This window comes from Paenibacillus sp. P13VS (assembly GCF_015143645.1).
Lineage (GTDB): Bacteria > Bacillota > Bacilli > Paenibacillales > Paenibacillaceae > Paenibacillus > Paenibacillus xylanilyticus_A.
The window spans coordinates 72806-97846 of sequence record NZ_WYEV01000008.1 but is presented as its reverse complement, the minus strand read 5'-3'; the positions used below and the strand labels follow the sequence as shown (position 1 = coordinate 97846).

21 protein-coding genes are annotated in these 25041 nt (G+C 46.4%); 10 read left to right on the top strand and 11 right to left on the bottom strand.

Features of this window, described 5'->3' with window-relative positions; genetic code table 11:
• Positions 1-12: 12 nt before the first annotated feature.
• The 3 genes from GUA98_RS20505 to GUA98_RS20495 all read right to left on the bottom strand — a co-directional run bounded on the left by GUA98_RS20505 (position 13) and on the right by GUA98_RS20495 (position 5114).
• The gene (locus tag GUA98_RS20505) at positions 13-1485 is read right to left on the bottom strand and encodes an ABC transporter substrate-binding protein (RefSeq protein ID WP_127538935.1); all 1473 of its coding nucleotides are present in this window, start codon (positions 1483-1485) and stop codon (positions 13-15) included.
• A 283-nt stretch (positions 1486-1768) separates the two neighbouring features.
• The gene (locus GUA98_RS20500; protein WP_193724233.1) at positions 1769-3283 is read right to left on the bottom strand and encodes a response regulator transcription factor; all 1515 of its coding nucleotides are present in this window, start codon (positions 3281-3283) and stop codon (positions 1769-1771) included.
• 1 nt (position 3284) lies between these two features.
• Positions 3285-5114 carry a histidine kinase gene (locus GUA98_RS20495; RefSeq protein WP_167301710.1) on the bottom strand — a complete coding sequence of 610 codons (1830 nt, stop codon included), beginning with the start codon at positions 5112-5114 and terminating at the stop codon, positions 3285-3287.
• 211 nt (positions 5115-5325) lie between these two features.
• On the opposite strand from GUA98_RS20495, the gene GUA98_RS20490 reads away from it, so the two are divergent.
• Complete coding sequence (locus GUA98_RS20490; protein ID WP_193724232.1) at positions 5326-8082, top strand: endo-beta-N-acetylglucosaminidase; 2757 nt, start codon at positions 5326-5328, stop codon at positions 8080-8082.
• 208 nt (positions 8083-8290) lie between these two features.
• Here the strand turns inward: GUA98_RS20490 and GUA98_RS20485 are convergent, their stop codons facing one another.
• Both GUA98_RS20485 and GUA98_RS20480 read right to left on the bottom strand, forming a co-directional pair.
• Positions 8291-9826, bottom strand: a complete 1536-nt coding sequence (locus GUA98_RS20485; RefSeq protein ID WP_193724231.1) for a helicase DnaB — start codon at positions 9824-9826, stop codon at positions 8291-8293.
• Positions 9827-10184: 358 nt separating this feature from the next.
• Positions 10185-10478, bottom strand: coding sequence for a YuiB family protein (locus tag GUA98_RS20480; RefSeq protein WP_095292079.1), 294 nt, complete (start codon positions 10476-10478; stop codon positions 10185-10187).
• Between the two features lie 254 nt (positions 10479-10732).
• Here GUA98_RS20480 and hemQ point away from each other — a divergent pair, with 254 nt between their 5' ends.
• Positions 10733-11479, top strand: a complete 747-nt coding sequence (gene hemQ / locus GUA98_RS20475; protein WP_193724230.1) for a hydrogen peroxide-dependent heme synthase — start codon at positions 10733-10735, stop codon at positions 11477-11479.
• 96 nt (positions 11480-11575) lie between these two features.
• Here hemQ and GUA98_RS20470 read toward each other — a convergent pair whose 3' ends face one another.
• On the bottom strand, positions 11576-11833 hold the full coding sequence (locus GUA98_RS20470) for a hypothetical protein (RefSeq protein ID WP_095292082.1): 258 nt from the start codon (positions 11831-11833) through the stop codon (positions 11576-11578).
• On the bottom strand, positions 11830-13023 hold the full coding sequence (locus GUA98_RS20465) for an NAD(P)/FAD-dependent oxidoreductase (protein WP_095361277.1): 1194 nt from the start codon (positions 13021-13023) through the stop codon (positions 11830-11832). Before GUA98_RS20465 ends, GUA98_RS20470 begins: the two co-directional genes overlap by 4 nt.
• Before the next feature lie 556 nt (positions 13024-13579).
• Here GUA98_RS20465 and GUA98_RS20460 point away from each other — a divergent pair.
• Together GUA98_RS20460 and GUA98_RS20455 are read left to right on the top strand one after the other, a co-directional pair.
• Positions 13580-14554, top strand: coding sequence for an NAD(P)/FAD-dependent oxidoreductase (locus GUA98_RS20460; protein WP_217990005.1), 975 nt, complete (start codon positions 13580-13582; stop codon positions 14552-14554).
• Between the two features lie 74 nt (positions 14555-14628).
• Positions 14629-14880 (top strand): hypothetical protein, encoded by a 252-nt coding sequence (locus GUA98_RS20455; RefSeq protein WP_153979883.1) that lies wholly within the window; start codon positions 14629-14631, stop codon positions 14878-14880.
• Positions 14881-14901: 21 nt separating this feature from the next.
• On the opposite strand, the gene GUA98_RS20450 is transcribed toward GUA98_RS20455, so the two are convergent.
• Together GUA98_RS20450 and GUA98_RS20445 are read right to left on the bottom strand one after the other, a co-directional pair.
• A complete protein-coding gene (locus tag GUA98_RS20450) occupies positions 14902-15045 on the bottom strand; it encodes a sporulation histidine kinase inhibitor Sda (RefSeq protein ID WP_017692430.1) in 144 nt (47 codons plus the stop codon).
• A gap of 354 nt (positions 15046-15399) precedes the next feature.
• On the bottom strand, positions 15400-16059 hold the full coding sequence (locus GUA98_RS20445; RefSeq protein ID WP_153979884.1) for a YheC/YheD family protein: 660 nt from the start codon (positions 16057-16059) through the stop codon (positions 15400-15402).
• Positions 16060-16295: 236 nt separating this feature from the next.
• Between GUA98_RS20445 and GUA98_RS20440 the strand changes: the two genes are divergently transcribed.
• Positions 16296-16550, top strand: coding sequence for a hypothetical protein (locus tag GUA98_RS20440; RefSeq protein WP_095292088.1), 255 nt, complete (start codon positions 16296-16298; stop codon positions 16548-16550).
• Between the two features lie 25 nt (positions 16551-16575).
• Positions 16576-18102: a Ppx/GppA phosphatase family protein gene (locus GUA98_RS20435; protein WP_153979885.1), complete on the top strand. Its 1527-nt coding sequence runs from the start codon at positions 16576-16578 to the stop codon at positions 18100-18102.
• Here GUA98_RS20435 and ppk1 read toward each other — a convergent pair.
• Entirely contained in the window at positions 18062-20143 is a 2082-nt protein-coding gene (gene ppk1 / locus GUA98_RS20430; RefSeq protein ID WP_153979886.1) for a polyphosphate kinase 1, read from the bottom strand. The two genes, GUA98_RS20435 and ppk1, sit on opposite strands and share 41 nt — an antisense overlap.
• Positions 20144-20392: 249 nt before the next feature.
• On the opposite strand from ppk1, the gene GUA98_RS20425 reads away from it, so the two are divergent.
• The 4 genes from GUA98_RS20425 (at position 20393) to GUA98_RS20410 (ending at position 24053) form a co-directional block, all read left to right on the top strand.
• The gene (locus GUA98_RS20425; protein WP_153979887.1) at positions 20393-20620 is read left to right on the top strand and encodes a hypothetical protein; all 228 of its coding nucleotides are present in this window, start codon (positions 20393-20395) and stop codon (positions 20618-20620) included.
• 488 nt (positions 20621-21108) lie between these two features.
• Positions 21109-22146 carry an acyltransferase family protein gene (locus GUA98_RS20420; RefSeq protein ID WP_193724229.1) on the top strand — a complete coding sequence of 346 codons (1038 nt, stop codon included), beginning with the start codon at positions 21109-21111 and terminating at the stop codon, positions 22144-22146.
• Positions 22147-22440: 294 nt separating this feature from the next.
• The gene (locus GUA98_RS20415) at positions 22441-23421 is read left to right on the top strand and encodes an arabinogalactan endo-beta-1,4-galactanase (protein ID WP_415753047.1); all 981 of its coding nucleotides are present in this window, start codon (positions 22441-22443) and stop codon (positions 23419-23421) included.
• Positions 23422-23567: 146 nt separating this feature from the next.
• Positions 23568-24053 carry a hypothetical protein gene (locus tag GUA98_RS20410; protein ID WP_193724227.1) on the top strand — a complete coding sequence of 162 codons (486 nt, stop codon included), beginning with the start codon at positions 23568-23570 and terminating at the stop codon, positions 24051-24053.
• Positions 24054-24188: 135 nt separating this feature from the next.
• Here the strand turns inward: GUA98_RS20410 and GUA98_RS20405 are convergent, their stop codons facing one another.
• Positions 24189-24830: an NAD(P)-dependent oxidoreductase gene (locus tag GUA98_RS20405; RefSeq protein ID WP_193724226.1), complete on the bottom strand. Its 642-nt coding sequence runs from the start codon at positions 24828-24830 to the stop codon at positions 24189-24191.
• Positions 24831-25041 lie beyond the last annotated feature (211 nt).

The window sequence follows — 25041 nt, the reverse complement described above, 5'->3', positions numbered from 1 at the left end:
ACGAATGTAACCTTACTTATTTTCCGCTCTCCAGGCATCAAGCTGGCTTTGGGCTTCAGCCATTACCTTCTCAAGACCGGCTTGATTGAACTTCTCAATGACCTGATCCAAGTTGGTCGCCGGGTCCAGCGTACCAGTCATCAATGCGGCCCAGTATTGTTCTTTCACGTTTTGTACAGCTGTCAATTCAGTAGACACGTTGCTTGCATCAAAGTTGAAGCTGAGGATTGGTGAGTTTACGCCTTCAGCATTAAACTTCTTGAACTCATCCCATTTGTTGTCCGGATCGTTGTTGTTCAGATAGAGCAGCATGTTGTTACCAAGGGAATACGAAGGCATGTCATAGTTCTTCGATTCAGCCAGGTTTTCCATGTGTGTATCGTCCACTTTTTTGTAGTGAGTACCCTCGATACCGGAGTCAACCATATTGCGCAGCACTGGATCCGTATTGAGCAGGTTCAGGAATTCCATTGCTTTTTCCGGGTACTCGGAGTTGGCGGAGATCGCCATGATGGATCCTTGTACAGAAGTGTTTGTGATGATTGCATCACTTGCCGGAGTGGAAACGACAGGATATCCATAGCTTGCAGACCATTGATTGTCAGCCAGCGGTTGAGTCTGTGCACGATCCAGGAACCAGTTGCCCGATGTCGTCAGGTCGTTGGTTGATCCTGTTGTTGCTGCCTCTGCAGACACATAGCCAGCTTTGTAATATTTGTTCATCGTTGTGAGTGCTTCCTTCATTTCAGGAGTCTCCAGGATGTTCACGAGCTTGTAATCCGTTGTATCCAGTTTGATTGCCATAGGCAAATTTTGAATGACATAGTCATAAGGAACGTAAGGGACATAGTTTTTATCCATCGCAAACGGCGTCACACTCGGCTCATTTTCCTTGATTGTTTTGAGCAGAGGTTCGAGACTGTCCAAGGTGCGGATATTGGAGATGTCCAGGTTGTACTTATCAAGCAGTGTTTTGTTGAAGCGCCATACTTCTTGCTGCGGCAGTTCCTTGTTGGCCGGAATACCGTAGTTATGACCATCGACTTTGGAACCGCTGAGGAATGCCGGGTCAATCGTGTCCATCAGATCCTTGCCATATTTGGGGAGCAGCTCATCCAACTCCAGGAACGCACCTTTTCTGGCATTCTGAACATAGTCGAAGCCGCCCGAAGAGGTGAACAGAATGTCCATAGGCTCACCGGAAGCCACATTCACCTGCATCTTTTGAGGATAGTCACCCCAATCGACCATTTTCATGGTTACGGTAGCATTGATTTTTTCCTTGGTATACTTGCTGACTTCTTCCATGACCTTGTTCACATCTTTTTGCGGGGTACCGATGGTGTACCAGATCAGTTCGACTGAATCATCTCCAGCCCCGCCGGATTCCGAAGCACTCTCGCTTCCACCGCAGGCACTAAGTACAAGTGTAACGGCCATTAATAATGCCAGGACGAGAGAAAAACTTTTTCTTTTTTTAAGCATTGTTTAGATCCTCCCTTTTCGTTTTCCCTTAAGCACTAACGAACTAACTGCTATAACCTTATCGAATGAAAGCATTTTCAAAAAGAAGATAAACTTAAGTTTTCGGGGTACAAATTAAAGAGATATTCTCCCTGACTCTTGTTTTTGTCCCTGATTTAATAAATCGCTTACATGAAAGAGACATGCCGGGTAACATCTGGCATTGAACTCTTCCAATGCCACTGCTGTTCCCGAAATGTCTCTTATACGTTGAGTCCGCAGATGGAATCTTCCCGTCACCGAATTAATTAAAAACCTTGAAATCGGTCGGTGAAATGCCTACATATTTGCGGAATTGCTTATAAAAATATCCTGTCTCCCAATATCCAACGTTTCTTGCGATCTCATGCACCTTCAGATTGGAACTGCGCAGCTGTTCCTTGGCACGCTCGATCCGGTATTTATTGATGTACTCGGCAAAGGTCTCTCCTGTCTCCTTATGAAACAGCTGTCCAAGATACACAGGATGCAGATGATAATGAGCCCCCAGCAGCTTGAGGGAAAGCTCTTCTGCGTAATGCTTCTCGATATGCTGGAGCACTTGGCTCACAATCGGGTTTTTCAGATCCTGCAGCAGAGATTCGATCGTCTCGCTCCCCACTTGCTGAAGGGCCTGCACCAGTTCGGCAAAGGTACTGCTGTCCAGCACCCGCCTTAACCCCTTTTGGTAAATGACAGACTCATCCGTATGCTTAATGCTCTCCAGCTCCATTTTGAAACGAATAACCAATTCGAGCGCCGTATGCTGCAGCTCCACAGGAGTCATCCCATCGCGATACTGTTCAAAATCCGTTTGAATTCGTTCTGAAAGCTGTTCGGTATTGCGGGATAACATCAGCTTGGCATATTCCTTCCAGTCGAAGGAGAAACGACTGCCAGCACTGCTTCCCGTTTCAAGAATCGCATGATCGATCACTTTAAGATCCGGGTAGATCATTACATACTGCAGGGCGCGCTTGGCTTCTTTGTAACTCGCGGGTGCCTGATGAATGCCCTTCGCCATGCCCCCCATACCAATATAAACTGACGGGTGTGCTTCAGAGATCTGCCGGGATAAACAGGTGACGCAATCCATAAACATCTGTCTATTGACCTGCTGCTCGTCCACACTCGCGATCATGACGATATCGCCATCCAAATCATGAAAAGTACTCACATAAGGCTTGTCCGCAAGTAAACGCTGCACTTGATCAAATATGCCCGGCTCTTCTCCCTTCGTACGGAGGATGGCAATGCCATAACATGGACCATCGAGTGTAAGATTCATGAATAGAGAGCGTTCTTCGAATTCCGCCGTTGCGATCTGTCCCGTCAACCATCGATGAAGAATGTTGTCCTTCAAAATTTGAATGCCGTAGGCATCATAACTTGTTTTGGCTGGCGCCTGATCCAGCTTGGAGGCCGTGTTTCGCAGCGTCGACTCCAGCTCTTCTACATTGATCGGCTTGAGCAGATAATTTTCGATCCCCAGCTGCATCGCTTCCTTCAAGTATTCGAACTCATTGAATCCGCTGAGAATAATCACTTTAAGGTCAGGCTGGACACGTCTTGCTTCCCGAATCAGATCCAGTCCATTCATAATGGGCATCGAAATATCCGTGATCAAAATGTCGACAGGTTGGGCAGACAGCGCTTGAAGCGCCGCCTGGCCGTTGCCGGCATGGTTTACAATTTCCATTCCAAATGAAGACCAATCCACAATGTCGTATAATCCTTCAATGATGAACGGCTCATCGTCCACAATAAACACGTTGTACATGCTAAACACCTGTCCCTTCCGTATGAGGATAACGCACCCTGATCAGGGTTCCTTCTCCAAGCGTACTCTCTATCGTCATTCCAAACTCCGGTCCATACAGGTACCGCAGACGACTGTGCACACTGCGCAGTCCAAACATTTGTCCTGATTCCTCGGGACGATCGAGCTCTTCACGAATTTCAGCCAATCTGGCAGGATCAATGCCTTTGCCATTATCTCTGACTTCCACCTGCAGCACATCGCCAATCTCCTCCACCACAATGGACAACTTGTTATCCGAGCGTTCCGTCTGGATGCCGTGCACGACATAGTTTTCAATGATCGGCTGCAGGGACAGCTTGACCACAGGATGTTGGTTATGCACAGGATCCAATTGAATCGTATAAGTGAAGATATCTTTATAACGGATTCGAAAGAGTTCCAGATATAGACGGCAAGCCTCCATCTCATCCTTCAATGTATAGTTTTTCTTCTGCTGAACAAGGCTCTTGAAGAGCACGGATAAGCTGTAGATCATCTCCCCAACATCCCTTGCCCCTTGGGAAATGGCTCTCATACGAATCACTTCAAGCGTGTTATAGAGAAAATGAGGATTAATTCTGGCCTGCAGAGCAACCAGCTCCGTCTCCTTTTGTTTGATCTCGGCCTTGTACACCCGCTCAATATATAAATTAAGTTCATCCAGCATATCGTTAAAGCTGTGCGAGATCTGTCCCAGCTCATCGTCACGGGTATCGTCAATCCGTGCACTCAGATTGCCATACTTCACCTTCTGCGTAAATCGGATAATTCTCCGGGTCCGCTTCGCAAAGTTGATGATAAAAAACGCCGGAACAAGCACAGCAAACAGGGTACTTATGATGCTAATTGAAATAATGGTATTCCGAATACCTGCATAGGCCTCAGCCATCTCTTCCACAGGAACCGTGGCTACAATCACATATCCCTGGTCTGCGGAGACAAACTTGTTTACATACATGTTTTTTTCCTTTTTCATCGAGTCCATATCGGTCTGATCGAATAGCGAATCCGCTACTTCAACATAAGGATACTTCTTGCCGTAATAGTTGCTGCTGGAGTCAAATAACACGTTACCTTTGGCCGACAGTACCACGATTTCTCCCTTAAAGTTGCTCTCATAACTATCAAGCGCATTTCCAATGCCTGCTGAGTCAAAAAAAACGAGGAACTGCCCCAGATTCCGCAGCGTCTGTGTATTGTTGATGGGAACACGAATCGCGTACAGGTCCGGGCTCCATTCATTGATCTCTTTGCGAATCCAGTAGTTGGGTGCACTGATATTAGGCGTCTCCATGGCCATCACGTCTGGAATATAGGAATGGGCAGCACTCGTGTCCAGCTTCTTGAACTGCTTATTGGGGCTGAACATGGACATGTCCTGGCGCTCTGCACTATATAACATCAACTGATGAATGTCCGCATTTCGATCCATGATATTCTGGAAATGTTTCAGTACATCTGCGGAATAGTCATCCTGATTGGCGTAATATCCATTGGTCAGATGCTGGACATAATCTGCATAGGTATGGCTCATCAGATAGGAGATATTGGCTGACAGTGCCTCGTTCTGATGCATATCTCTCACCATATTTTGCACGGACTCATACTGCTGATGAATATATCGGTCCACACTTTCCATCGCAGCCTTTTGGATAGCCAGCTCACGGCGGATCGTAGAATCGGACACCGATAGAAAAATGATATACGACAGCGTAATAATCGTCACAATCGAAATCATCGAGAAAATAAACAGCATTTTCATAAACATATTATTTTTGAAGAAATTATTGTAAACGCTAACAATTTTCAAATCGCATGTTCCCCCCGATGCGGTTGTCCTGTCTGAATTATATCATTTGCCTTCTGACATTAACTTCCCACCTTGAACTTTTCTTTAGTTTATACCTGCCTTTCTTTAATTTCGCCCTATTTGAAAATGCTTTCATGCTCTATCGTTAACCATAAGTTTATATTTGTGTAAACGAATACCTTACATTCAGTCCACTTGAAGGAGGAACAGCATGACACGCAAACTTAAACCGAAAGGCATCATTCCCAAGGTAACTGCACTGGCCATTACATCAGCTCTGGTCGGTCAGTTGGTCGCCTCATCTGTCTATGCGGGAGATACACTTCCCTACACAGGTGAAAGTGCCAAAGGCGCCAATCAGCCCTATCAGCATGGCTACACCTCTGCACAGATTCTGAATTGGACACCCGAGAGTGACATCTATGGAGAATTGCTTCGTGCACATGTACCACTGCAGCCGCGTAATGATGCCTTTGCCGCCACGCAGGCCTACCCCGAACTTAGCCCGGATACCCAGCTCTTTACGATGAGTGGTGATTACGGCAATGCGTTCTTCGACAGTACCCCTTATACGAACGAATTTAGCCAGTATCTGTTCAATTATTGGCAATATACAGACTATTACAGCTACTGGCATGGCATGGCTTCTGCGGGAGTGCCAGAAGAGCTGTATGACCCGAATAAGGAGTGGACAGAGCGATATTTCGAGTTCGGTATTCTGAACATTCCGAACCCGGCTTACACCAATGCCGCGCATAAAAACGGCGTTCGTTCCATTGCCAATATCTTCTTCTCCGATAATGACCGTGGTCCTCAAACGTACAAGCAGATGCTCGTGCAGGATGAAGACGGAAATTTCCCGGTCGCTGTCAAATTGGCCGAGATGGCCAAATACTACAATTATGATGGATACTTCTTCAATCAGGAAGAGGTAGCGAGGGGCGTTGCCCCTGAAGATATTCCATCCTACAAAAAATTCATGCAATATTTAAGAGATCAGGGTCTCTATATTCAGTGGTATGACTCAACCATTAATACGACGGGAGAGATTCAATACCAGAATAAGTTCAATGAACTCAACAGCCCTTTCGTACAGGATACGGCCCTGGGCAGAGTTTCGGATTCCATTTTCCTGAACTATGTCTGGAACCATGAGATGCTGCAGGATTCACGTGATCATGCCATCAGCCTTGGACTGGATCCGCTTGAAACGGTCTTTGCCGGCGTTGAAGGCGGTCATGACCGGTTCGGTCGGTGGAAACAGCTCTATGACCTGCGCAACAATCTGGATGAGAACGGCCAGCCGATGAACAGCATAGCAACGCTGGGTGCGGATTTTACCCATAATGCCCTTGATGAAGAGATGGGCGATGGAAGCACCAATCACCGGGCTGAAGACGAATACCAGTGGATGACCTTTGTGCGCGATCGTGCGTGGTGGTCCGGACCGAATCAGGACCCTACCGAAGCCCGCCGCAATGCATCGGTTGATCTGTCGGATGTCTACGCTTCCGGCGCCAATTGGGACGGCATAGCTGCCTACCTTACGGAACGTTCCGTCGTTCATGGTTCAAACTTTGCTACGAACTTCAATACCGGACATGGTCTGCAATATTATGAAAACGGAAAAGTATCCAATGATACCGAATGGTCCAACATCAACATCCAGGACATCCCTGTCACCTGGCAGTGGTGGATGGATAGCGAAGGGGATAAGCTGAGTGTTGATTTTGACTATGGCCCAACCTATGAAAAAGGCGCCCGTTACCAGTACGATTCCATTGGGGCCTTCAATGGCGGCAGTTCTCTTGTCGTAAACGGTGATCTGAACGCGGAGAACTTCCTGCGTCTGTATAAAACAGATCTGTCCGTTAATGCGAAGTCTACATTGGAACTCACTTATAACAAACCATCGAAGAGCGATACGTCCACCCTGCAAGTCGGTTTAATTCTGGAAGATAATCCTTCCCATGTGGTCAAAGTCAATGTTCCGAATTCTGGCAAACAAACGAAAGGCTGGACAACAGCTTCCCTGGATTTGAGTGCCTATGCGGGCCAAAACATTGCGGCTTTCGGACTGGTATTTGACCCAAATGGGAAAACAATCGAAGATTATCAGATGAATATCGGTGAAATCCGTATCTTCGATGGATCTGCGGCCAAGCCAGATGCTCCTACAGGTTTCCACATCGCCAAGTCTCTGACCAATACAGATGAACTCGTGGTGGAATGGGATATGGAAGACTATTCGAAGGTTAAACAATACGACTTATATGAAAATGGATCCTATGTTGGCGGAATATATGATTCCACCTATTACATCAAATCTTTGAAAAATCGATCTGGTGAGCTGTCTATTCGTGCCGTGGGCGCAGATGGCCGTGAAAGCGAGCCTGCAACCCTGTCCTATAATTTGGATGCGGCCGTTCAGGATATTCAAGTGAAATTTAACAAACATGGCGACGCCACGGTCAGCTGGAAATACCCTAAGAAAACCAAAGGCAAGGAAGCGATCGAGCTCACCCTGCAAACGGAATATACGAATAAACCTTTCACAAAGACCGTTCAGGTCAAGAAAGGAAAATCTTCAGCTGTCTTGACGGGATTGCCAACGAATGGCGAACATTACGTGCTCAACATTGCCATAGGCAAGCAACAACCTGTCACAGCTACTGGACAACTGGCTGATCATCAGATTACACCATACGCGAAGGAAAAGGTCACGGTAAATGATGGAAAATACACCCTTGCCCTGCCTGATCTGGAGGACTGGTACAAGATCTATGTTTACGAAAATGAAGTGCCTCGCGAATTCGGGGTGACTTACGTTACGCAAAAATTCCCGTATATTATCCGGGGAAGAACCAAGCTGAGTGAGATGACCTTCACACCAGCTTCCAGCAGCAGCTCGCTCAAGCTCGTGATCGAAGATTATGCCGGCAATAAAGCAACCACCATCTTAAGGTAGACGATTCAGCAAATGAAAGATTAATGCTGTAAGAAAATTAAACCCTAATTAGCAGCAGCCCTTTCCACTTTCAACAGAAGGCGGAGAGGGCTCAATTCATAGAATGAGATATGTACATGGCGCTATTCGTAGATAAACGCAAGCAGCAAAAAGGCGAGCCTCCTTTAATTAGGGGACTCGCCTTGGGTCTTTTCTATAACAAGAAATTTTATGAAGTTCCTTTTTGCTTGCTTGCCTGCATCTGCTGGGCAAATCGCATCATCTCTTCGAACTCTTCCTCGGATACTCCATCGCTTTCAGCGGCAACATCCTGAACAATCGGGATTTCGGGTTTGGCTTTGGCTCCTTTGCCGTATGTACGGGAACGGGCTCCGGCTGCTCCAGCAGCCTGCTTGCCTTTTACCTTGGCCTGGTCACGAATATATTGGACTGCCTTCTCATATGAATTGACCTGCTTCAGCAGCATATTGGAAGCGATCGCTTCAACGAAATTACGGTTAATCCGCTGTTCTCCGCCCGATACAAGGAGCTGCATCAAGTAATGGATAAGAACATTAATGACTTCACCAGGCAGCTTATAGCTCAGATCAATTTTCTCAAAGATATCGACCAGATTATCCGGTACGGCTCCTGGGAAAAACGTCTGCAAAAGCCGTGTATATGGTTCGTTACGAAGCATCATATTGTATTGATGAATATCGCATTTGGTTGCAAACTGCGGTGGAACCTCCACATAGTATTCCATCTGCACCACATGCTCCACTGGCGGTTCCCCGGAATCGCTCTGCTGCTCAGGCTCGTCCAAATGCTGCCTCAGGGCCACCACCTTGGCTGCCTGTACGGTTTGCTGTTCCTGACGTTTCTTCGTCTGGCGGAACTGCAAGCTTGCCTTGTGCTGAAGATCATCCAACATCAGCTGTCCTTGCGGACTGAAGATATCATCCTCATCCAGTAAACGGCACACGTCCTGTACACTGAGATTGAACTTGTTCACCACATAATTCACAATGCCCAGCTGTTCATGATCAAATCTTAGCTTTTCCACATGACGGCGGTTCACGGACTCGCGCGGAAAACGCAAAATAATGTCGGCGTAGTTCAACGTAAGCTCTTCCGCGGCAACACTTGTCCCACTCCGCTGTGCGGATGTGGATACTTCCGAAAGCGCCTGCTCCAGCTCGTAATCTATCACATGTGTATTCAGTTCGAATATATCGTAAAAAGGAACCGAAATATTTTCTTTACTCGCTGCAGGATAAGGTGCGTCTCCGTTCTCTACTGCCGAAAATCCCGAACGCAGGGACAGAACAGCAAACTTGCCAATCTTGTCACGAAGCAGCAGTGTCAAATGCTGTGTGCGGAAAAATTCTGCAGGTGACAGCGGTGGCTGCAGCTCATATTCATAGATATAATCATCATTCTCCGGAATGTAAAGGCGTGATGTCTGAAGCAATCCGACCGCTTCCAGCTTGGAAGCCTGCTCCACCAAATACTTGCGGCCCTTCTCACTTGGCTCGAGTCCAAGTGTCATGAACAACTTTCGCTGCTGTTCAAGGGGTGAGTAACCGACCTGTTCACCGGGAAGATGCTGAAACAACAGCCGATACAAGCCAATTGCGAAAGCACCTACCATGGGCTGATATGCTCCCGTAAGCATACGGTCGTCCAGAGCACTAAGTCCAAACTCCCTGTATACGCAGTAGCGATGATGTTCAGTATAATGCAGCAAATTCTTCATGCGCATGGCTTGATCTCCTTCTCCCCAAAAGTGTGTTTATCTATTCTAACATAAATGCCTGATCTTCAAATGTTCAAAAACAGGTAAAAAGATGGCCTGTTCTCGCTCCGTTTCGTCCTAGGTCGACAGCATTCACGTTTTCGCAGAGTTGCTAGAATACTATAAAAGCTCCAGCCATATAAAACAAGTGAAACTATTTAGAAATGGTTATGCACATGTGTATGCAGCTCAGTGGTTCGATTATGTCTATTTTCATTACATATGACAAAAAGCCCTCCCTTTGCTCGCGTAAGCGGTTACGAGAAAGGCAAGACTCTTTGTTTCAATTCCATGGCAGTCAGGGCAGGATATGAAGCTCAGCCGGTTAAAACATTTTATACCCGCCCAGTCGAAGTTTGCGAATGGTCCAACCACTGATGATTGCGCCTGCGAGCCCAGCCACACCAGTCAGATAATCGACGATCTGGAACGAGCCCAGATGGGTCATCAGTGAAGCCGTGTGATCCCACAAGGAATACACCACGACAGGCAGGATCACAATGATGAACAGGTAAGAAGGAAACCAGGTCGTCTTCATCAACATATTCAGAATGAAACCGATCCCAAACATCATCACGAAAAATAACACCATTAATACCAGCACAGGTATAAACTGCATCGGGTGACATTCACCTCTTCTTATGAACTCAGGGCTTATTTAGCAAAACTTACTGTATTTTCTTCTCTGGCTAGTAGATAGTGTACCGCAAAAAATGTGGCGAAGCAACGAACTTTCTGGATAAATCCTCCTATATTCATCTTCTCTTCATTTGCCCTTGTGCTCAATGTTGGGATACAATGTAAACGATATAGTTTTTCTTAACCGTCCCTCATGGGATTTGGAAATATAAACTACAGGAGGAACAGAAACCAATGAACGAAGCCGCATCAACACTGGAGGGCTGGTATGCCCTGCATGACTTCCGCTCGATTAACTGGGCCGCTTGGAAAGCAGCCGATGACGAGGAACGTGCCGTAGCACTGGACGAGCTTCAGGAGTTTTGGAAAGAATGGAAGGAAGTCGAAGAATCCTCCAAAGGAAGCACTGTGGTCTATACTGTAGTTGGCCAAAAAGCTGACCTTGTCATGATGCACCTGCGCGAAACCCTTGAGGACCTCAAGGCCGTAGAGAACGCATTCAACAAAACGATGTTTGCCCAATACACGACCAAGTCGTATTCCTACGTCAGCGTCGTGGAACTGAGCAACTATCTTGGCAAAGAAGGCGAAGATCCGATGCAAAACCCGGAAATCGTCGCACGTCTTAAGCCGGTTCTGCCACAGCGTCAGTACATCTGCTTCTACCCAATGAACAAAAAACGCGACCTCGCCGACAATTGGTACATGCTGTCCATGGATGAACGCCGCAGCATGATGCGCAGCCACGGCATGATTGGTCGCAGCTATGCCGGTAAAGTGAAACAGATCATTACCGGATCCGTAGGTTTCGACGATTGGGAATGGGGCGTTACCCTGTTTGCAGACGATGCACTCCAGTTCAAAAAACTGGTTTACGAAATGCGGTTTGATGAAGTTAGCGCACGTTATGGCGAATTCGGTTCGTTCTATGTGGGAAGCCTGCTGGGCGAAGGTTCGCTGGAAGACATGTTGAAACTGTAAAGTTAAACACAAAGCACCGATGACATTCCCCAAGGGGAACGTCACCGGTGCTTTTTTTATGGTATTCATTTTATTCAGAAATGTTCAAACTCCGAATTAGTCCCGGTCCTCTTCTTCTTCCAATGCCTTGAGCGATTCCAGAAACTCGGCCGTGGCCCGGTCACGATCCCGTCCCTTTTCCTTCAATCGCTCAATTGCAGGCAGGATAAGAATGTCCACTTCCTTTTGCACAATATAAGCCAGGTCATACTGGTTCTGCTCCTCCAGATAACCACCTACCTGCATCAGGGCGTTATAACGATCCAGCTCATCACGTGTAAGCAGGCCGCGAACTTGAACACTGCAATGTCTCATCCAAAAAACCGCCCCTTCTTCAGCACTAGCGGTATTCCACCAATGATGAACAAATACCGGAGATCCACCAGTTTCTTCAGCTGGGCAGCTTTCCAGCCCTTGTATTTTTTACCGCCAACGACAGCAATGGCCTCCCCTTTACCGAGCGAAGCAACCGTTCCCTTGCTGGTAAACACAAAGGGCTGTGGCTGTTTTTTGCGAATGGCAGCGACAACGTTTTTGGCGCAGTTCACACCTTGCTGCATGGCAATCTGGGCTGTTGGTGGATATGGACGTCCTTCCCCGTTAAATACGAGTGAATTGTCACCAATAACATAGACATGCTCATGTCCCGGAGCTCGCAGATATTCGTCCACTTTTACCCGGCCGCGCATCACTTCAAGTCCAGCCTGTTCAAGCAGCGCGTTACCGCGGATCCCACCGGTCCATACCACCGTGGCAGCATCAATTTTTTCACCTTCACCCACAATGACACCATCCGGCAAACATTGCTTGATCGGAACACCGATTTTGAAAGTTACGCCTTTCTTCTTCAGCACATTCATTGCATGCTCTACCAGCTCCGGATCGAAGCCTGGCAGGGCTGAAGGCGCTGCCTCTACATTGTAGATATGCACATTTTTCGGATTTACGTCGAATTCCTTGCACAACTGCGGAATGCGGTCAGCAAGCTCCGCCACAAACTCAACTCCGCTAAAACCTGCCCCGCCCACTACAAAGCGTATGCGGTTACGTTTATTATCGTTTTTGTACATGGCAAACTGATATTCGATATGCTCACGAATGAGTCGTACCGAGTTGATGCTGCGAATGGTCATGGCATGATCCAGCATGCCCGGAATACCGAAGGTTTCCGGTTCACCGCCAAGTCCAATAATAAGATAGTCGTAGGATAACGTTCCATCTTCCAGAATGACCTTACGGTCCTGAAGACGAATCTCCTTCACCGACGACTTGACCAAATCAATCTTGAATTCATCAATCAGCTTGGAAATCGGCACCCTCGCATGCTCAATCGAATCCGTACCGGCTGCTGGCATATGTAGGTGTGTTGTAATATAGTGATAATCATGCCGATTCACCAATGTGACGTCGGCTTCATTATAATTTAATTCCTTCTGCAGCCGCTGGGCTGTTAAAATCCCGCCATAGCCCGCGCCGAGAATGACGATTTTGGGAATGCTGCTCATGTCTTAACCCCTTCCGGTTTCACTCACATCATCTACTTTTACAACATTTATTATCTTCATTCGGGTAGCATACTTCAGCTGTACTTACTACAAAATATGGATGAGGTCTTATCCATATGACGACAAATGTTAACTTCACGAATTTATTTGAATATTTTGTATGTACATGTCCAATTAAAGTTGTGAAATTATACACAAGAATCAACAAATTACAGGTCTTGTCTTGGTTTTACAAATTGGCTTTTATTTAGACAAAAAAACACATAGTACAGGTCAAGAATATCTGTATTTCTGGTAAATATCAAGGTTTTTTTTGTTATTTTTCATAACCTTTCATTTCCAATTTCATCCTATTCTCACCTGATCTTCATCAATTGTTCCCAAGTTAGTCCGGTTACCAACTTTGCAACCCAGTTTACACCGTTTATAATGAGAAAGACAGTTCAGCAACAAACGCTGGCTACATGAGGTATCCGGCTACATTATTTCTGTTAACTACCTATTAAAATAAGAAAGGTGTTGTTGATTCTTGACTGCACAAACTGCCGGTCATGACATGACCGATTTACTTATTATTGGTGGCGGCCCTGCGGGTCTGTTTGCCGCATTTTACGGAGGGATGCGTCAGGCATCCGTTACTCTGGTTGAAAGCATGCCACAGCTTGGTGGACAATTGGCTGCGCTGTATCCTGAAAAATATATTTATGACGTTGCAGGGTTCCCCAAAGTGACGGCTCAGGAATTGGTAAACAACCTGATTGAGCAGATGAGCCACTTTAACCCGAATATTCGTCTGGAGGAAAAAGTCGTATCCGTTGAAAAACTGGACGAGCGTCATTTCATCGTCAAAACCGATGTGAACGAATATCATGCCAAAGCCGTAATCATTACTGCCGGTGTTGGTGCCTTCGAACCACGTCGCCTGGAACTTGAAGGTGCAGCCAAGTTCGAAAAATCGAACCTGCATTACTTCATCAGTGATCTGAACGCCTTTGCTGGCAAAAAAGTACTCATCAGTGGTGGCGGTGACTCTGCCGTAGACTGGGCACTTATGCTCGAGCCAATCGCAGAACAAGTAACCCTGATCCACCGTCGTGACAAATTCCGTGCACATGAGCACAGTGTGGAGAACCTGATGAATTCCAAAGTCAACGTGGTTACACCTACGGAGATTACGGAGCTGCACGGGGATGACGCTATTACCAAAGTCACGCTGTCACACGTCAAAACCAAAGAAACACAAGAAATTGACGTCGATGCCGTGATCGTCAACTTTGGATTCGTATCATCGCTCGGGCCTATTGCCGAGTGGGGTATTGAAATTGATAGCAACTCCATCGTTGTTGACTCCCGTATGGAAACATCCATTCCAGGCATTTTTGCTGCCGGAGATATTACAACATACCCAGGCAAGCTGAAGCTGATTGCTGTTGGATTCGGTGAAGCACCAACCGCTGTTAACAATGCGAAGGTATACTTCGACCCGGATGCGAAGTTGTCCCCAGGACACAGCAGTAACATGAAACGATAGTTTTAAGCGAATCACATAAAAGGTACAAAAAAGGGTATCTTACTCCTGAACATTCAATATCAGGAGGGATACCCTTGTCTTATATATGCCCGCTGTGTAACGGTCTGGTTGTACCGGAGCAGGCTTGTCCCCACTGCCTTCAGGGACTGTCAGAATGCGGCAAATTGGAAGATTACACCGGACCGTACAGCCCCTATTCGTTACAGACTTCCATGATAGAGGAAGACGGAAACGAAAACGGTTGCATGCATATGTTGTACTGTCACCATTGTCATACAAGCACCCTCTGGTCTGTAGCACAATGGGACATGTCCGGAAACCTGTAACATTGCCTGCAATGAGGATCTCTAGTGAAGAATGGCAGATACGTCGGTACCCAGTTTGCGCTTATGGATTTCTGCCAATAGCAGTGCGATGAAATCTCTCTCGAGATTAAGCTCAATCGCCTTATGGTAGGAATCCAATAACATCTCATCGGATAACATAGCCATTTCCCGCCACAACCTTTCCTTTTTTTTCCTCAAAACTATCATATCAGAGATTTATAAAGAGAACAAGCGTTCTGTTATCCACAAGGTTTTGTGGAAATCCTGTGCATAGGTTGTTGATAAATGGTAAAAATGTTGATTAAGCAACGTGGATAATGTGGACATTACTTATGCACAGGATCGTAACGTTTCTATTAGAACGAATGCTAGAAATTTTTTTTTAGCTTCAACTCATAGTTTTAAGACGTTTCCGTGTAAATTACCCATTTTATTTTCATTTCAAACGTTTTCCAAAAATATTTTCTCTATAATATTTATCGGCGTAATCTTGGTTTTTTTTATATTTTTCCACTATTTTTATTGGGGTCTGGTGTTCACTTCCAAAATCCATATCTTCCCGGAGTGATCGAGCCCATAATCGAACCCGAGTTGACCTACACCTGGAAACTGCCTTTCCATAATCTGAGTGCATGTCAACGTCAATGAACGCATCTCTCGACGTTTGTGTCTGGTAGATATATGAGGGAGGGATAAACCAAGGGCCCTTCTGCCCTGCAGCATCGTCCCGCCTTTGCTCAGATTGGTTACACACAAACCGGGACGAGCCAAACGCCCTACCATGGAACGGAAAACCCAGCCTCGCTCGGTTTTGACGACTTTTACCCTGTAATCCACAGGCCTGCCTTGTATCGTTGCCAAATGAATTCCCTGTTGGATCAGGTATCTCCGTCTGACTTTAATCCGTACCAGCGATCGATACATCTGGCCATAGTTGGTAAATGTACGTGTAACTTTCATATGCGTATAGCGGTAGTTCCCTCCGCTCGTGGATACCCTGATAACACCATAACCTCCGCCACCGACTACAGGTTTGATATACACCATTCCATAACGGCTGAGCATGTGCAGCAGATTTCTAGAATTAAATGCCATCGTCTGCGGGATATGGACAGCAGCTACCGGATATTTCAATAGCGCTGCCGTCTTCAGCCATTTGCTTGCAAGCTGTCTTGACATGGGTTAATCTCCTTTCCTGAACAATGGTCCTTCCATATACATACTCAACAGAAGCCGTCCCCTCTTGGATGTCTGTCCAAGGCGGTTGCCCCTTTTCCGTAAGAAGTGTCTATAGGCTTGTTTATAGAAAGGCACACACGCCTGGTTCACTTTTCAAACGCATCAATCTGTCGTATGCTACTAAGGAATGTAATGGAAAGGCTTAAATATGAGGATCTAAGGAGCGTTCAAAAAATATGGAAGCATTTTTCAAATCACTGTATGGCGTAGCCTATTTCGCAATGTCCATTGTCCTGGTCGCCGTCACAGTACTTCTTTTTGTTACAGGTATTCGGCTGTTTATGAAGAAACGCAATCGCGGTTTTGCCGTAAGCTGCATACTGTTTGCCTGTTTCATTGTCTTTATTATTGTGGTAATGCTGACCACGCCCTTCTCCTCCACCCCTCCAGGTTCACCGGAAGCCATGGCTGCGCTGCTGCAACTCGGGTAGAATACCTGTCTAGAAGGAGATGCATATGAACTCAAAAGGAACTCTCGGCATTATCGATATTGGCTCCAACTCCATTCGTCTCGTCATTTACGAACTGGATCATGAAGGAGCCTACCGGATTATTCATGAAGATAAATATGCTGCGCGACTCAGCAACGTGGTTGAAGAGGATGGGCAGATCCTGCCTCACTCGCTGGAACAAGCCATCACCGTCTTGCAGCAGTTCAAGGCTACTTGTGACGCATTCCAAACAAAAGTCATTCGCGCTGCAGCTACAGCTGCCATTCGCAATGCTCGCAACGCTGCTCAAATCATAGGCTGGCTTGAAGAGGAGACCGGACTTGAGATTGAATGTGCCTCCGGAGATCAGGAAGCGTATTACGGCTTTCTTGGGGTTATTCAGTCCATTGATCTGCAGGATGGCTATGTCGTGGATATCGGTGGCGGCAGTACGGAGGTAACCGTATTCCGGGATCGCAAAAGACTTCACAGTATTTCTCTGCCCATTGGCGCCGTAAACTCGCATGCCAGGTATGGCGGGGAGGATTCCTGGTCTGAAGCAAATGTTGCTGCGCTGTGCAATGATGTCATTCAGGCACTGAAAGATCAGGAGTGGGTCCGTCAGCATCCAGGTCTTCCGCTCATCGGTCTTGGAGGTACCATGCGTACTCTGGCCAAAATTGAGCAAAAAAGAACACAATACTCGTTACCCGTAACCCACCACTACGAGATCAGTGCTTCAGCCATGGAGAACCTGGCCAAATCACTGCCTTATCTCACTTCAGGTCAGCGTAAAAAGGTGCCTGGTCTGGCGAAGGATCGTGCTGACATCATTGTGCCTGGTGTTCTGATTCTCAGAACGGTCTTCGACATTCTTCAGGGAGATCGTTATGTCGTAAGTGGAGCAGGATTGCGTGACGGAATTTTGCGTGATCTGATGGCCCCGCACCGGCCAGCCTCTCCTACTGCACTGGAGGACAGCATCCGCAACTTCATTCATTTTGGCCCGCCAGTTCCCGAGAAGAAGCTGAAACGAATCCATCAGGATGCAACGGTGATCTATGAGGCATTGGATGGGGACACACCCAAACCAGCAGATTCAAGAATCCTGTATACCGCCTGCATGCTTTATGGGGCAGGAAAACAGATCAATTATTTCCGTTATCCCCAGCACTCGGCGTATTGGATTATGAATGCGGGCATATACGGACTTTCCCACCGGGAGACCGTGCTGACAGCTATTGCAGCCGACTATCATCCAAAAAAAAGAACGCCCCAGCTGCTGAATAAGCACCGGGACATTCTGAAGGATTCGGATGAACGGCACGCTCACCGATTGGGCTCCATCTTGCGCATAGCCGAGGCCATTCATCGTTCGGAGCGAATCTCTGCGATACGTGTAACCAAAGAAAACGGCTCGCTGCAGATCAAACTAATCTGCTCAGCCGAGCCGTTACTGGAAATGCATGGCCTGGAAGAGGCCGCCAAGGATCTGGAAGAAGCATGGGACGTTAAGTTGACATACTCCACTCTGCAGGCTTCCAAGGAATAATGCCCATTGCCTCCGTCTGACTTCTCAGCGGGGGCTTTTCGTTTTCCACAAAAACATAATTGCCGCCAGGCATCAATTCCCTTGCCTTCACATTGTCATTCAGGGACAGATTCAGGATGTCGACAAGCATCTTCTTGAGTGACGGATCAAATACCGGGCACATCAGCTCAATTCTTCGTTTCAGATTCCGGGTCATCCAGTCTGCGCTGGAGATATATACATCCGGGTTCCCGCTGTTCTCAAAGTAAAACAGGCGAGAGTGCTCCAAAAATCGATCCACGATGCTGATCACCCGAATATTTTCACTGAGTCCCTCTACACCTGGGCGAAGGCAGCACACCCCGCGGACAATTAAATCGATCTGTACACCAGCCTGGGATGCAACATATAACTCATCAATCATATCCTGGTGAGATAACGAGTTGATTTTGGCAATAATGCGAGCCCGTTTCCCCTTAAGCGCATGCTCTGTCTCCCTCCGTATGAGTGAAAACAGTTCATCCTTCATGCCATCGGGAGCAACGCGGAATGCCTGCATGGCCTTCGGTCCCGAATAACCGGTTATTTCATTAAAGAGTTCCGATGCATCTTCACCAATGATCGGATTGGAGGTGAACAGTCCTACGTCAGTGTAGACCTTCGCCGTACTTTCGTTATAGTTGCCTGTTCCAACGTGCACATAGCGTCTTAAGCCATTCTGTTCCCTGCGCACAACAAGAATGATTTTTGCATGGGTCTTCAAACCAACCAAACCATATACAACGTGACAGCCTGCCTTTTCCAGCTTGCGCGCCCACGCAATGTTGCGTTCTTCATCAAAGCGTGCCTTCAACTCCACCACAACGGTCACTTGTTTGCCGCTCTCTGCTGCATGAGCCAGAGCCGGAATGAGACGTGAATCCCCGTTGACCCGGTACAATGTCATCTTGATCGCCATGACTCGTGGATCTTCCGATGCCTCAAGGACAAAATCTGTGACGGGTTCAAACGATTCATATGGATGATGAACGAGAACGTCCCGTTTGCGCAGCAGTTCAAAATGGCTCTCCCTCGGTAAAAATTCCGGTGGATACACCGGCTGAACCGGGCTATATTTCAAATGAGAGAAGCCTTCGATGCTGTCTACAAATCCAGCCAGGAAACTCAGATCCAGCGGACCATCAATTTCATATACCGGATCCTGAATCTCGAATTCCTCCTGCAATTCAAGCAGTGCATCTGAACGAAAATCCTTACGCACTTCCAGCCGGACGGGAGCTCCCCGGCGACGACGACGCAATTCCTTCTCGATGGCTTCCAGCAAATCCTCCGCTTCCTCTTCATTAATGGAAAGGTCCGCGTTACGGGTCAGCCTGAATTCCTGCACAGCCAGCGGAATATATCCGCTAAACAGGGTATGTGTATGATGTTTAATCAAATCTTCTATTAATATGAATGTTTTCTTTTTGCTGTTTGCACGCAGAGGTACGGGAACGACGCGCGGCAGATTCGAGGGGACCTGAACAATTGCAAAAAACGGCTCATCCTCCTGCTCCTCTTCCTTCTGAAGCATCACGGCGAGATAGACCGATTTATTATGCACCAGCGGAAATGGTCGGCTCTGATCCACAGCCATGGGTGTCAATACAGGGAAAATAATATCATGAAAATATTGATCCATTGCCCGTTGCTGTGTTCCATTAAGCTCGTTATACTCTTGTAGAACAACTCCCTTTTTGGCGAGCAGGCGAATCAATTCCCGATACGTTTTATATTGCTCAGCCACCATGGCACCTGTTCGTTTGATTAATCTCCGATATAAACCGGACGGGGTGTATCCTGAAAAGTCCTTTTGGGTAAATCCTGCTTTAATTTTCTCTTTTGTCTCTGCTACCCTTACACTCATGAACTCGTCCAGATTACTGGCTACAATTCCGAGAAATCTCAACCGTTCCAATAGAGGTGTGGTAGAATCCTGCGCCTCCTGAAGCACACGCCGATTAAATTCAACCCAGCTTAAGTCACGGTTAACATAGTTGCCTGTTTTAATATCTCTATGCATGTATGGCCTCCGAATGTGTTGCATATCAATCCTTGTTTAGTTGGTCCTACTTTAATTGTACTATCCGTGATTGGATACAAGCGTCATCGCAGTGTAAAAGCAGTGTAAAATTTATGTAAATGATACCTCATGACGATAACTTTTTCCATCCCTTTACAAAGTGCTATAGACAGAGTAAAGTGAGGTACAGTGCGATTTGGTCCGGTTGCTGTTCTTCTTCCAAATACGTCGTTATTAAAGGAGTATATAATGAAATCGAATAAACCTAGAACGTTACAAAAAAATATAGAATTTTTCACCGCCGCCCTGTCCCAATGTGTCGTAACGGCATGGCAAGAAGACCCGGCTGGTGTGTATTGCGAAGTGGGTCGCGGGATTGTGGAGCGGATCAGCGAAGACAGCGTGCGTATTCGTAACGAGAACGGAACGAAGAGTCATTATGCACGAGATATTACGATGTTCCAGACCGAAAAATAATTTGCATTAATATGAAAAAAAGACTAGCTTTCCGAAACCATGTGTTGTATACTCTTGCCACAAGGAAAGGAGGTGCGTCAACATTTCTAATCACATGTTGAACGTGTCCCTTACCCGATCCACTAGCTCAAATTAAATGAGACTGGTGGAGGCGCGGGATACGGATCAAGGTTTTAATAAGCGCCACGGGTAGAAAAGCCGTCTTCGGACGGCTTTTTTTATTTGTCCTTTTTTGGGTAAGATTGAATAGAATGAAATGAAAAGAAAATGAAATTTTCAAATTTTTCTTAACTTATTGTCAATTAATTTATCAAGTGTTATGATTCAAATAACACAATGATACATTTTGTATCATAAATCGGAGCACACTGGCTGTTAACCTTGGTTTTATTTCAAAGGCTGTAACGAAAGGTGGGTTGTGAATACATACACGATACGCTTGCCTCAATAGACAAATAATCATTTTATAAATTGGAGATGGTGTAGACGTGAGTAAGAACCATACAATTCACGGACTGCGTGGATTATGTGCTCTAATGGTTTTTGTCGGACATGTTATATCCATGTCGATTAACGGCGGTTACCTTACCATGAACGAGCACGCTACCTTGGTCTTGGCAGAAATCGGTGTTGATGTTTTCTTCATGATTAGTGGTTATCTTATTGTGCAAAGTTTAGTGAAACACGGGAAGATTGGACAGTTTGTCTATAATCGCATCATACGAATCTATCCTGTGTACCTCCCCTTGCTGGTTATTATGTTTGTGGCAGGGCCTGTAATTCAATTTGATTGGTTGGCCAACTTGACGGCTTCGGAATACATTCTGAATTTCATTTATGGATTGTTCATGCTTCCAGGTGTTTTTCCACTTGAAGAAGCTGTTCGTAATGCAAGAACACTCAGTTATGAATTTGCTTTTTACCTGGTCAGCGTCATTTTCTTCGTATCGCTCAGACCCCTAAACAATAAATACATGAAGTGGTTTTTAATCATACTGGGTCTTGCCATCACCTTGGCTGTCGTCATTCGCATGCCGCGAGCACTGTTCTTTCTCACAGGAGTTCTGGCCTATTACGCTAGTGAAAGGTTTAATTTTCTCCCCTCCAAGCTGCACTCGCTCTTAGCCTTAATCATCATTTATCTGGCTACATACTTCGGGGATATTTATTTTCCCATCATCTTCGGCGTGTATTTCTTCTATCTGATCATCAAGGAACATGGGGTTTTATCGAATCTGTTGAGTACTCGCTTTTTCCAGTACTTCGGAACGATAAGCTACAGCTTTTATCTCCTGCATCCCTTTGCCCTATTTCCCTTCCAGCGTGTAATGGCACGCTTCAATCTGCCTGATTATGTATCGGTAACCATCACATTTGTGGCTGGTCTGATTATCGCAACCTTAATCTCTCATATTTCTTATGAAGTCATAGAAAATCGCTTTACTAATCGTTATCTCAAACGCAAAAAACGTCCTGTTACACCTCATGTACCCACTCCAGCCCCACAGACAACTCCGGTTAGCTGAAGCAGAAGCTGCTGCTTATGAACAACCATGCTTACTTAGGTTCTTACAGAACATATCAAGAGGCTGTCCCCATGCAGGGGCAGCCCCCTTGCATATTACTGATAAATCCATCAAGGAGTGGTTTAAAAAACAACCAAAATATTGGAAATGAACCCTGTAGCGGTACAGTTCTCCCGCCTATAATTAGATTGCAACTCATTCTAATATTCAGGGAGGAATATTTTAATGGTCAGATTTGTAAGGGGTTACAAAACTTCAATTGTCCTTGTTCTCATTTTGCTGTTCACTTCGATTATGCTGCCTGCAGGTCAGCATGCCAGCGCAGCTCCCAGCTTCGCCAAAGGGGCAGATATCAGCTGGGTACCGGGCATGGAAGCGCAAGGTTACAAGTGGAAGGACAAAAATGGTGTGCAGCGTGACATTATTGATATTTTGAAAAATGATTATCAGATCAATTCCGTTCGTATTCGAGTGTTCGTTAATCCGTCCAATGATTATGGTAACGGATATATGAATAAGGATCGCGCCGCAGCGTTGGCACAGCGGGCCAAGAATGCGGGCATGAGCGTCATGTTGACTTTACACTATAGTGATTCTTGGGCTGACCCTGGTCAACAAACCAAACCAGCTGCCTGGAAAAATTACACCTTCCAACAGCTAATGGATGCGGTATGGAATCATACACGTGACGTGATGACGACCATGCAGAGCAAAGGGGTAACGCCTGACTGGGTGCAGATCGGAAACGAAACCAGCAACGGCATGTTATGGGAGGATGGCAAAGCTTCCACGAACATGAAAAATTACGCTTGGCTGGTGAACACAGGCCATAATGCCGTCAAGTCCATGAGCACTGGAACCAAAACAATCGTGCATCTGGCAGGTGGAGACGATAACGCACTGTATGTATGGAATATTGGTGGGTTAATCAATAATGGGGCTAACTTCGATATGATCGCCATGTCCCTCTATCCTTCAGCCTCCGGTTGGAACACAGCGGTGACGAACACGGTGAACAATGCGAAAGACCTGATCAATCGCTACGGCAAAGAAATCATCATCTCCGAGATCGGCATGGACAACAACCAGGCTGCTGCAGGCAAAAGCTTCGTGGCCGCCATGAAAAATCAAATCCGCAACCTGCCAAACGGCAAAGGAAAAGGCGTATTTTACTGGGAGCCGCAAGCTACTCCAGGGTATAACGGTGGTTACGGCAAAGGCGCTTGGCAATCCAATATGATGCCGACAGTAGTCATGGAAGGATTTATCGACTAGACCCGGTCGAGTATGCAAATAAGGCACTGATCCCCGTGGGGCAGTGTCTTTTTTACGATGCCTGGGCTGACACCGTTGGTTTTTTGGCATGCATACGAATATAATAAGTTACAAGAGAACTTATCGTTTCTAGAGGAGGGTTAGGGATGAGCTTTTTAAAAGGATTAGGGCAGTTCGCAGGGGAAGTTACCGGAAAAGTACTTGGCGGCAGCGTAAGGGTTGTCGGTGAGATCGCAGGCAGCCCCTTCATTAAGGAGGTTGGCAACGGCGTAGAGAAAGCTACGATAAACACGGGGAAAACGGTAGGACAATTAGCAAGTGGTACATATGATCTGGCCAGCGGTGCAATTCGAAAAGATGATGCTGCGGTCGAGGCAGGACTTGCCGATTTGGGAGATGCCGTGACCAATACGGCAAAGGGCGTTGCCCTTTCAGCCAAATATGTATATAACGGCGGCAAGGATGTGGTCGTAGGCATGAAAGAAGAAGATATGGACCGAGTGAAGCTTGGCGCCAAGCATCTTCTGGCGGCGGCCGCAGTGACTACTCTTGCTGTGGGTGTCATCGATGCCGTTGATGGTGCTGATGGTATGGATACAGCGAGCATTGCGGAGCCCACAGATATCACCTAATCCGCCGAAAATTCGGTAAAACGTATACTTAACTCTTTTGCAGCATTAGCTACATCCCTAACTCTATTATAAATGAAACGGACGCTGATCTATTGAAATGATCGGCGTCCGTTTTAGTTTTATGGCTAAACAGGGTTACTTCGCTTCGCCTACGACAGTAAAGCGTTCGTTTTTGTGTTTTGCATTTTCAATTTCGTCCACTAAGGCAATGGCATAATCTGCATAGCTGATATAACTTTTGCCTTCACTGTTCAGAATGATGTGATCTTTACCCGTTTGATATTTTCCAGTGCGCGCACCTTCTGGATTGAAGAAGCTTGCCGGGCTAAGGAATGTCCATTGAATTCCGGAGGATGCTTGCAGGTCCTGCAGATTTTTCCCTTGGTTTGTCGCTGTTGGTTTGTATGCATCAGGGAATCCTGGCGCATCAACGACACGCAGGGAGTGCGACTCATCGGTGAATAGACTGCCAGCCCCGCCTATCACGATCAGGCGAGTTTGAGGAGCATCTTTCAGGATGTTGATCAGAGCCTGTCCCACTTCCACATGCAGATGTTCTTTTCCAGCAGGTGCGCCGAATGCATTGACGATAACATCAAATGCTTGAGCATCCTGCGAAGTAAGATCAAATACATCCTTCTCCAACACGTTCAGGCTTTTGTCTTCCACCTTCGATGCGTTACGTACAATTGCAGTTACTTCATGGCCTCTGCTCGCTGCTTCTTTCAGGATCAGATTACCTGCTTTGCCTGTTGCGCCAATAATTCCGATTTTCATCATCATCTCTCCTTTAAGTTTGTTTTGTGGGATAACTTATATTGTAACTATATTAGTTACAACTAACTTTGTCAACTATTCCTCTCTGGTGATTAAAACATAATAATACGCAGCTCCAGAGGTACCTCCCAACTGAAAACTGCGCATTATTCCATTTCTATGATTAGTCTTGGCATGGCTCCTTAGTCTTCCTTTATTACGTTCACTCCAA

What these genes read in the sequence shown, in the direction of transcription:
- GUA98_RS20505 (WP_127538935.1), bottom strand. Translation starts at nt 1,485, where the DNA reads ATGCTTAAAAAAAGAAAAAGTTTTTCTCTCGTCCTGGCATTATTAATG.
- GUA98_RS20500 (WP_193724233.1), bottom strand. Translation starts at nt 3,283, where the DNA reads ATGTACAACGTGTTTATTGTGGACGATGAGCCGTTCATCATTGAAGGA.
- GUA98_RS20490 (WP_193724232.1), top strand. Translation starts at nt 5,326, where the DNA reads ATGACACGCAAACTTAAACCGAAAGGCATCATTCCCAAGGTAACTGCA.
- GUA98_RS20485 (WP_193724231.1), bottom strand. Translation starts at nt 9,826, where the DNA reads ATGCGCATGAAGAATTTGCTGCATTATACTGAACATCATCGCTACTGC.
- GUA98_RS20480 (WP_095292079.1), bottom strand. Translation starts at nt 10,478, where the DNA reads ATGCAGTTTATACCTGTGCTGGTATTAATGGTGTTATTTTTCGTGATG.
- hemQ (WP_193724230.1), top strand. Translation starts at nt 10,733, where the DNA reads ATGAACGAAGCCGCATCAACACTGGAGGGCTGGTATGCCCTGCATGAC.
- GUA98_RS20470 (WP_095292082.1), bottom strand. Translation starts at nt 11,833, where the DNA reads ATGAGACATTGCAGTGTTCAAGTTCGCGGCCTGCTTACACGTGATGAG.
- GUA98_RS20465 (WP_095361277.1), bottom strand. Translation starts at nt 13,023, where the DNA reads ATGAGCAGCATTCCCAAAATCGTCATTCTCGGCGCGGGCTATGGCGGG.
- GUA98_RS20460 (WP_217990005.1), top strand. Translation starts at nt 13,580, where the DNA reads ATGACCGATTTACTTATTATTGGTGGCGGCCCTGCGGGTCTGTTTGCC.
- GUA98_RS20450 (WP_017692430.1), bottom strand. Translation starts at nt 15,045, where the DNA reads ATGGCTATGTTATCCGATGAGATGTTATTGGATTCCTACCATAAGGCG.
- GUA98_RS20445 (WP_153979884.1), bottom strand. Translation starts at nt 16,059, where the DNA reads ATGTCAAGACAGCTTGCAAGCAAATGGCTGAAGACGGCAGCGCTATTG.
- GUA98_RS20440 (WP_095292088.1), top strand. Translation starts at nt 16,296, where the DNA reads ATGGAAGCATTTTTCAAATCACTGTATGGCGTAGCCTATTTCGCAATG.
- GUA98_RS20435 (WP_153979885.1), top strand. Translation starts at nt 16,576, where the DNA reads ATGAACTCAAAAGGAACTCTCGGCATTATCGATATTGGCTCCAACTCC.
- ppk1 (WP_153979886.1), bottom strand. Translation starts at nt 20,143, where the DNA reads ATGCATAGAGATATTAAAACAGGCAACTATGTTAACCGTGACTTAAGC.
- GUA98_RS20425 (WP_153979887.1), top strand. Translation starts at nt 20,393, where the DNA reads ATGAAATCGAATAAACCTAGAACGTTACAAAAAAATATAGAATTTTTC.
- GUA98_RS20415 (WP_415753047.1), top strand. Translation starts at nt 22,441, where the DNA reads ATGCTGCCTGCAGGTCAGCATGCCAGCGCAGCTCCCAGCTTCGCCAAA.
- GUA98_RS20410 (WP_193724227.1), top strand. Translation starts at nt 23,568, where the DNA reads ATGAGCTTTTTAAAAGGATTAGGGCAGTTCGCAGGGGAAGTTACCGGA.
- GUA98_RS20405 (WP_193724226.1), bottom strand. Translation starts at nt 24,830, where the DNA reads ATGAAAATCGGAATTATTGGCGCAACAGGCAAAGCAGGTAATCTGATC.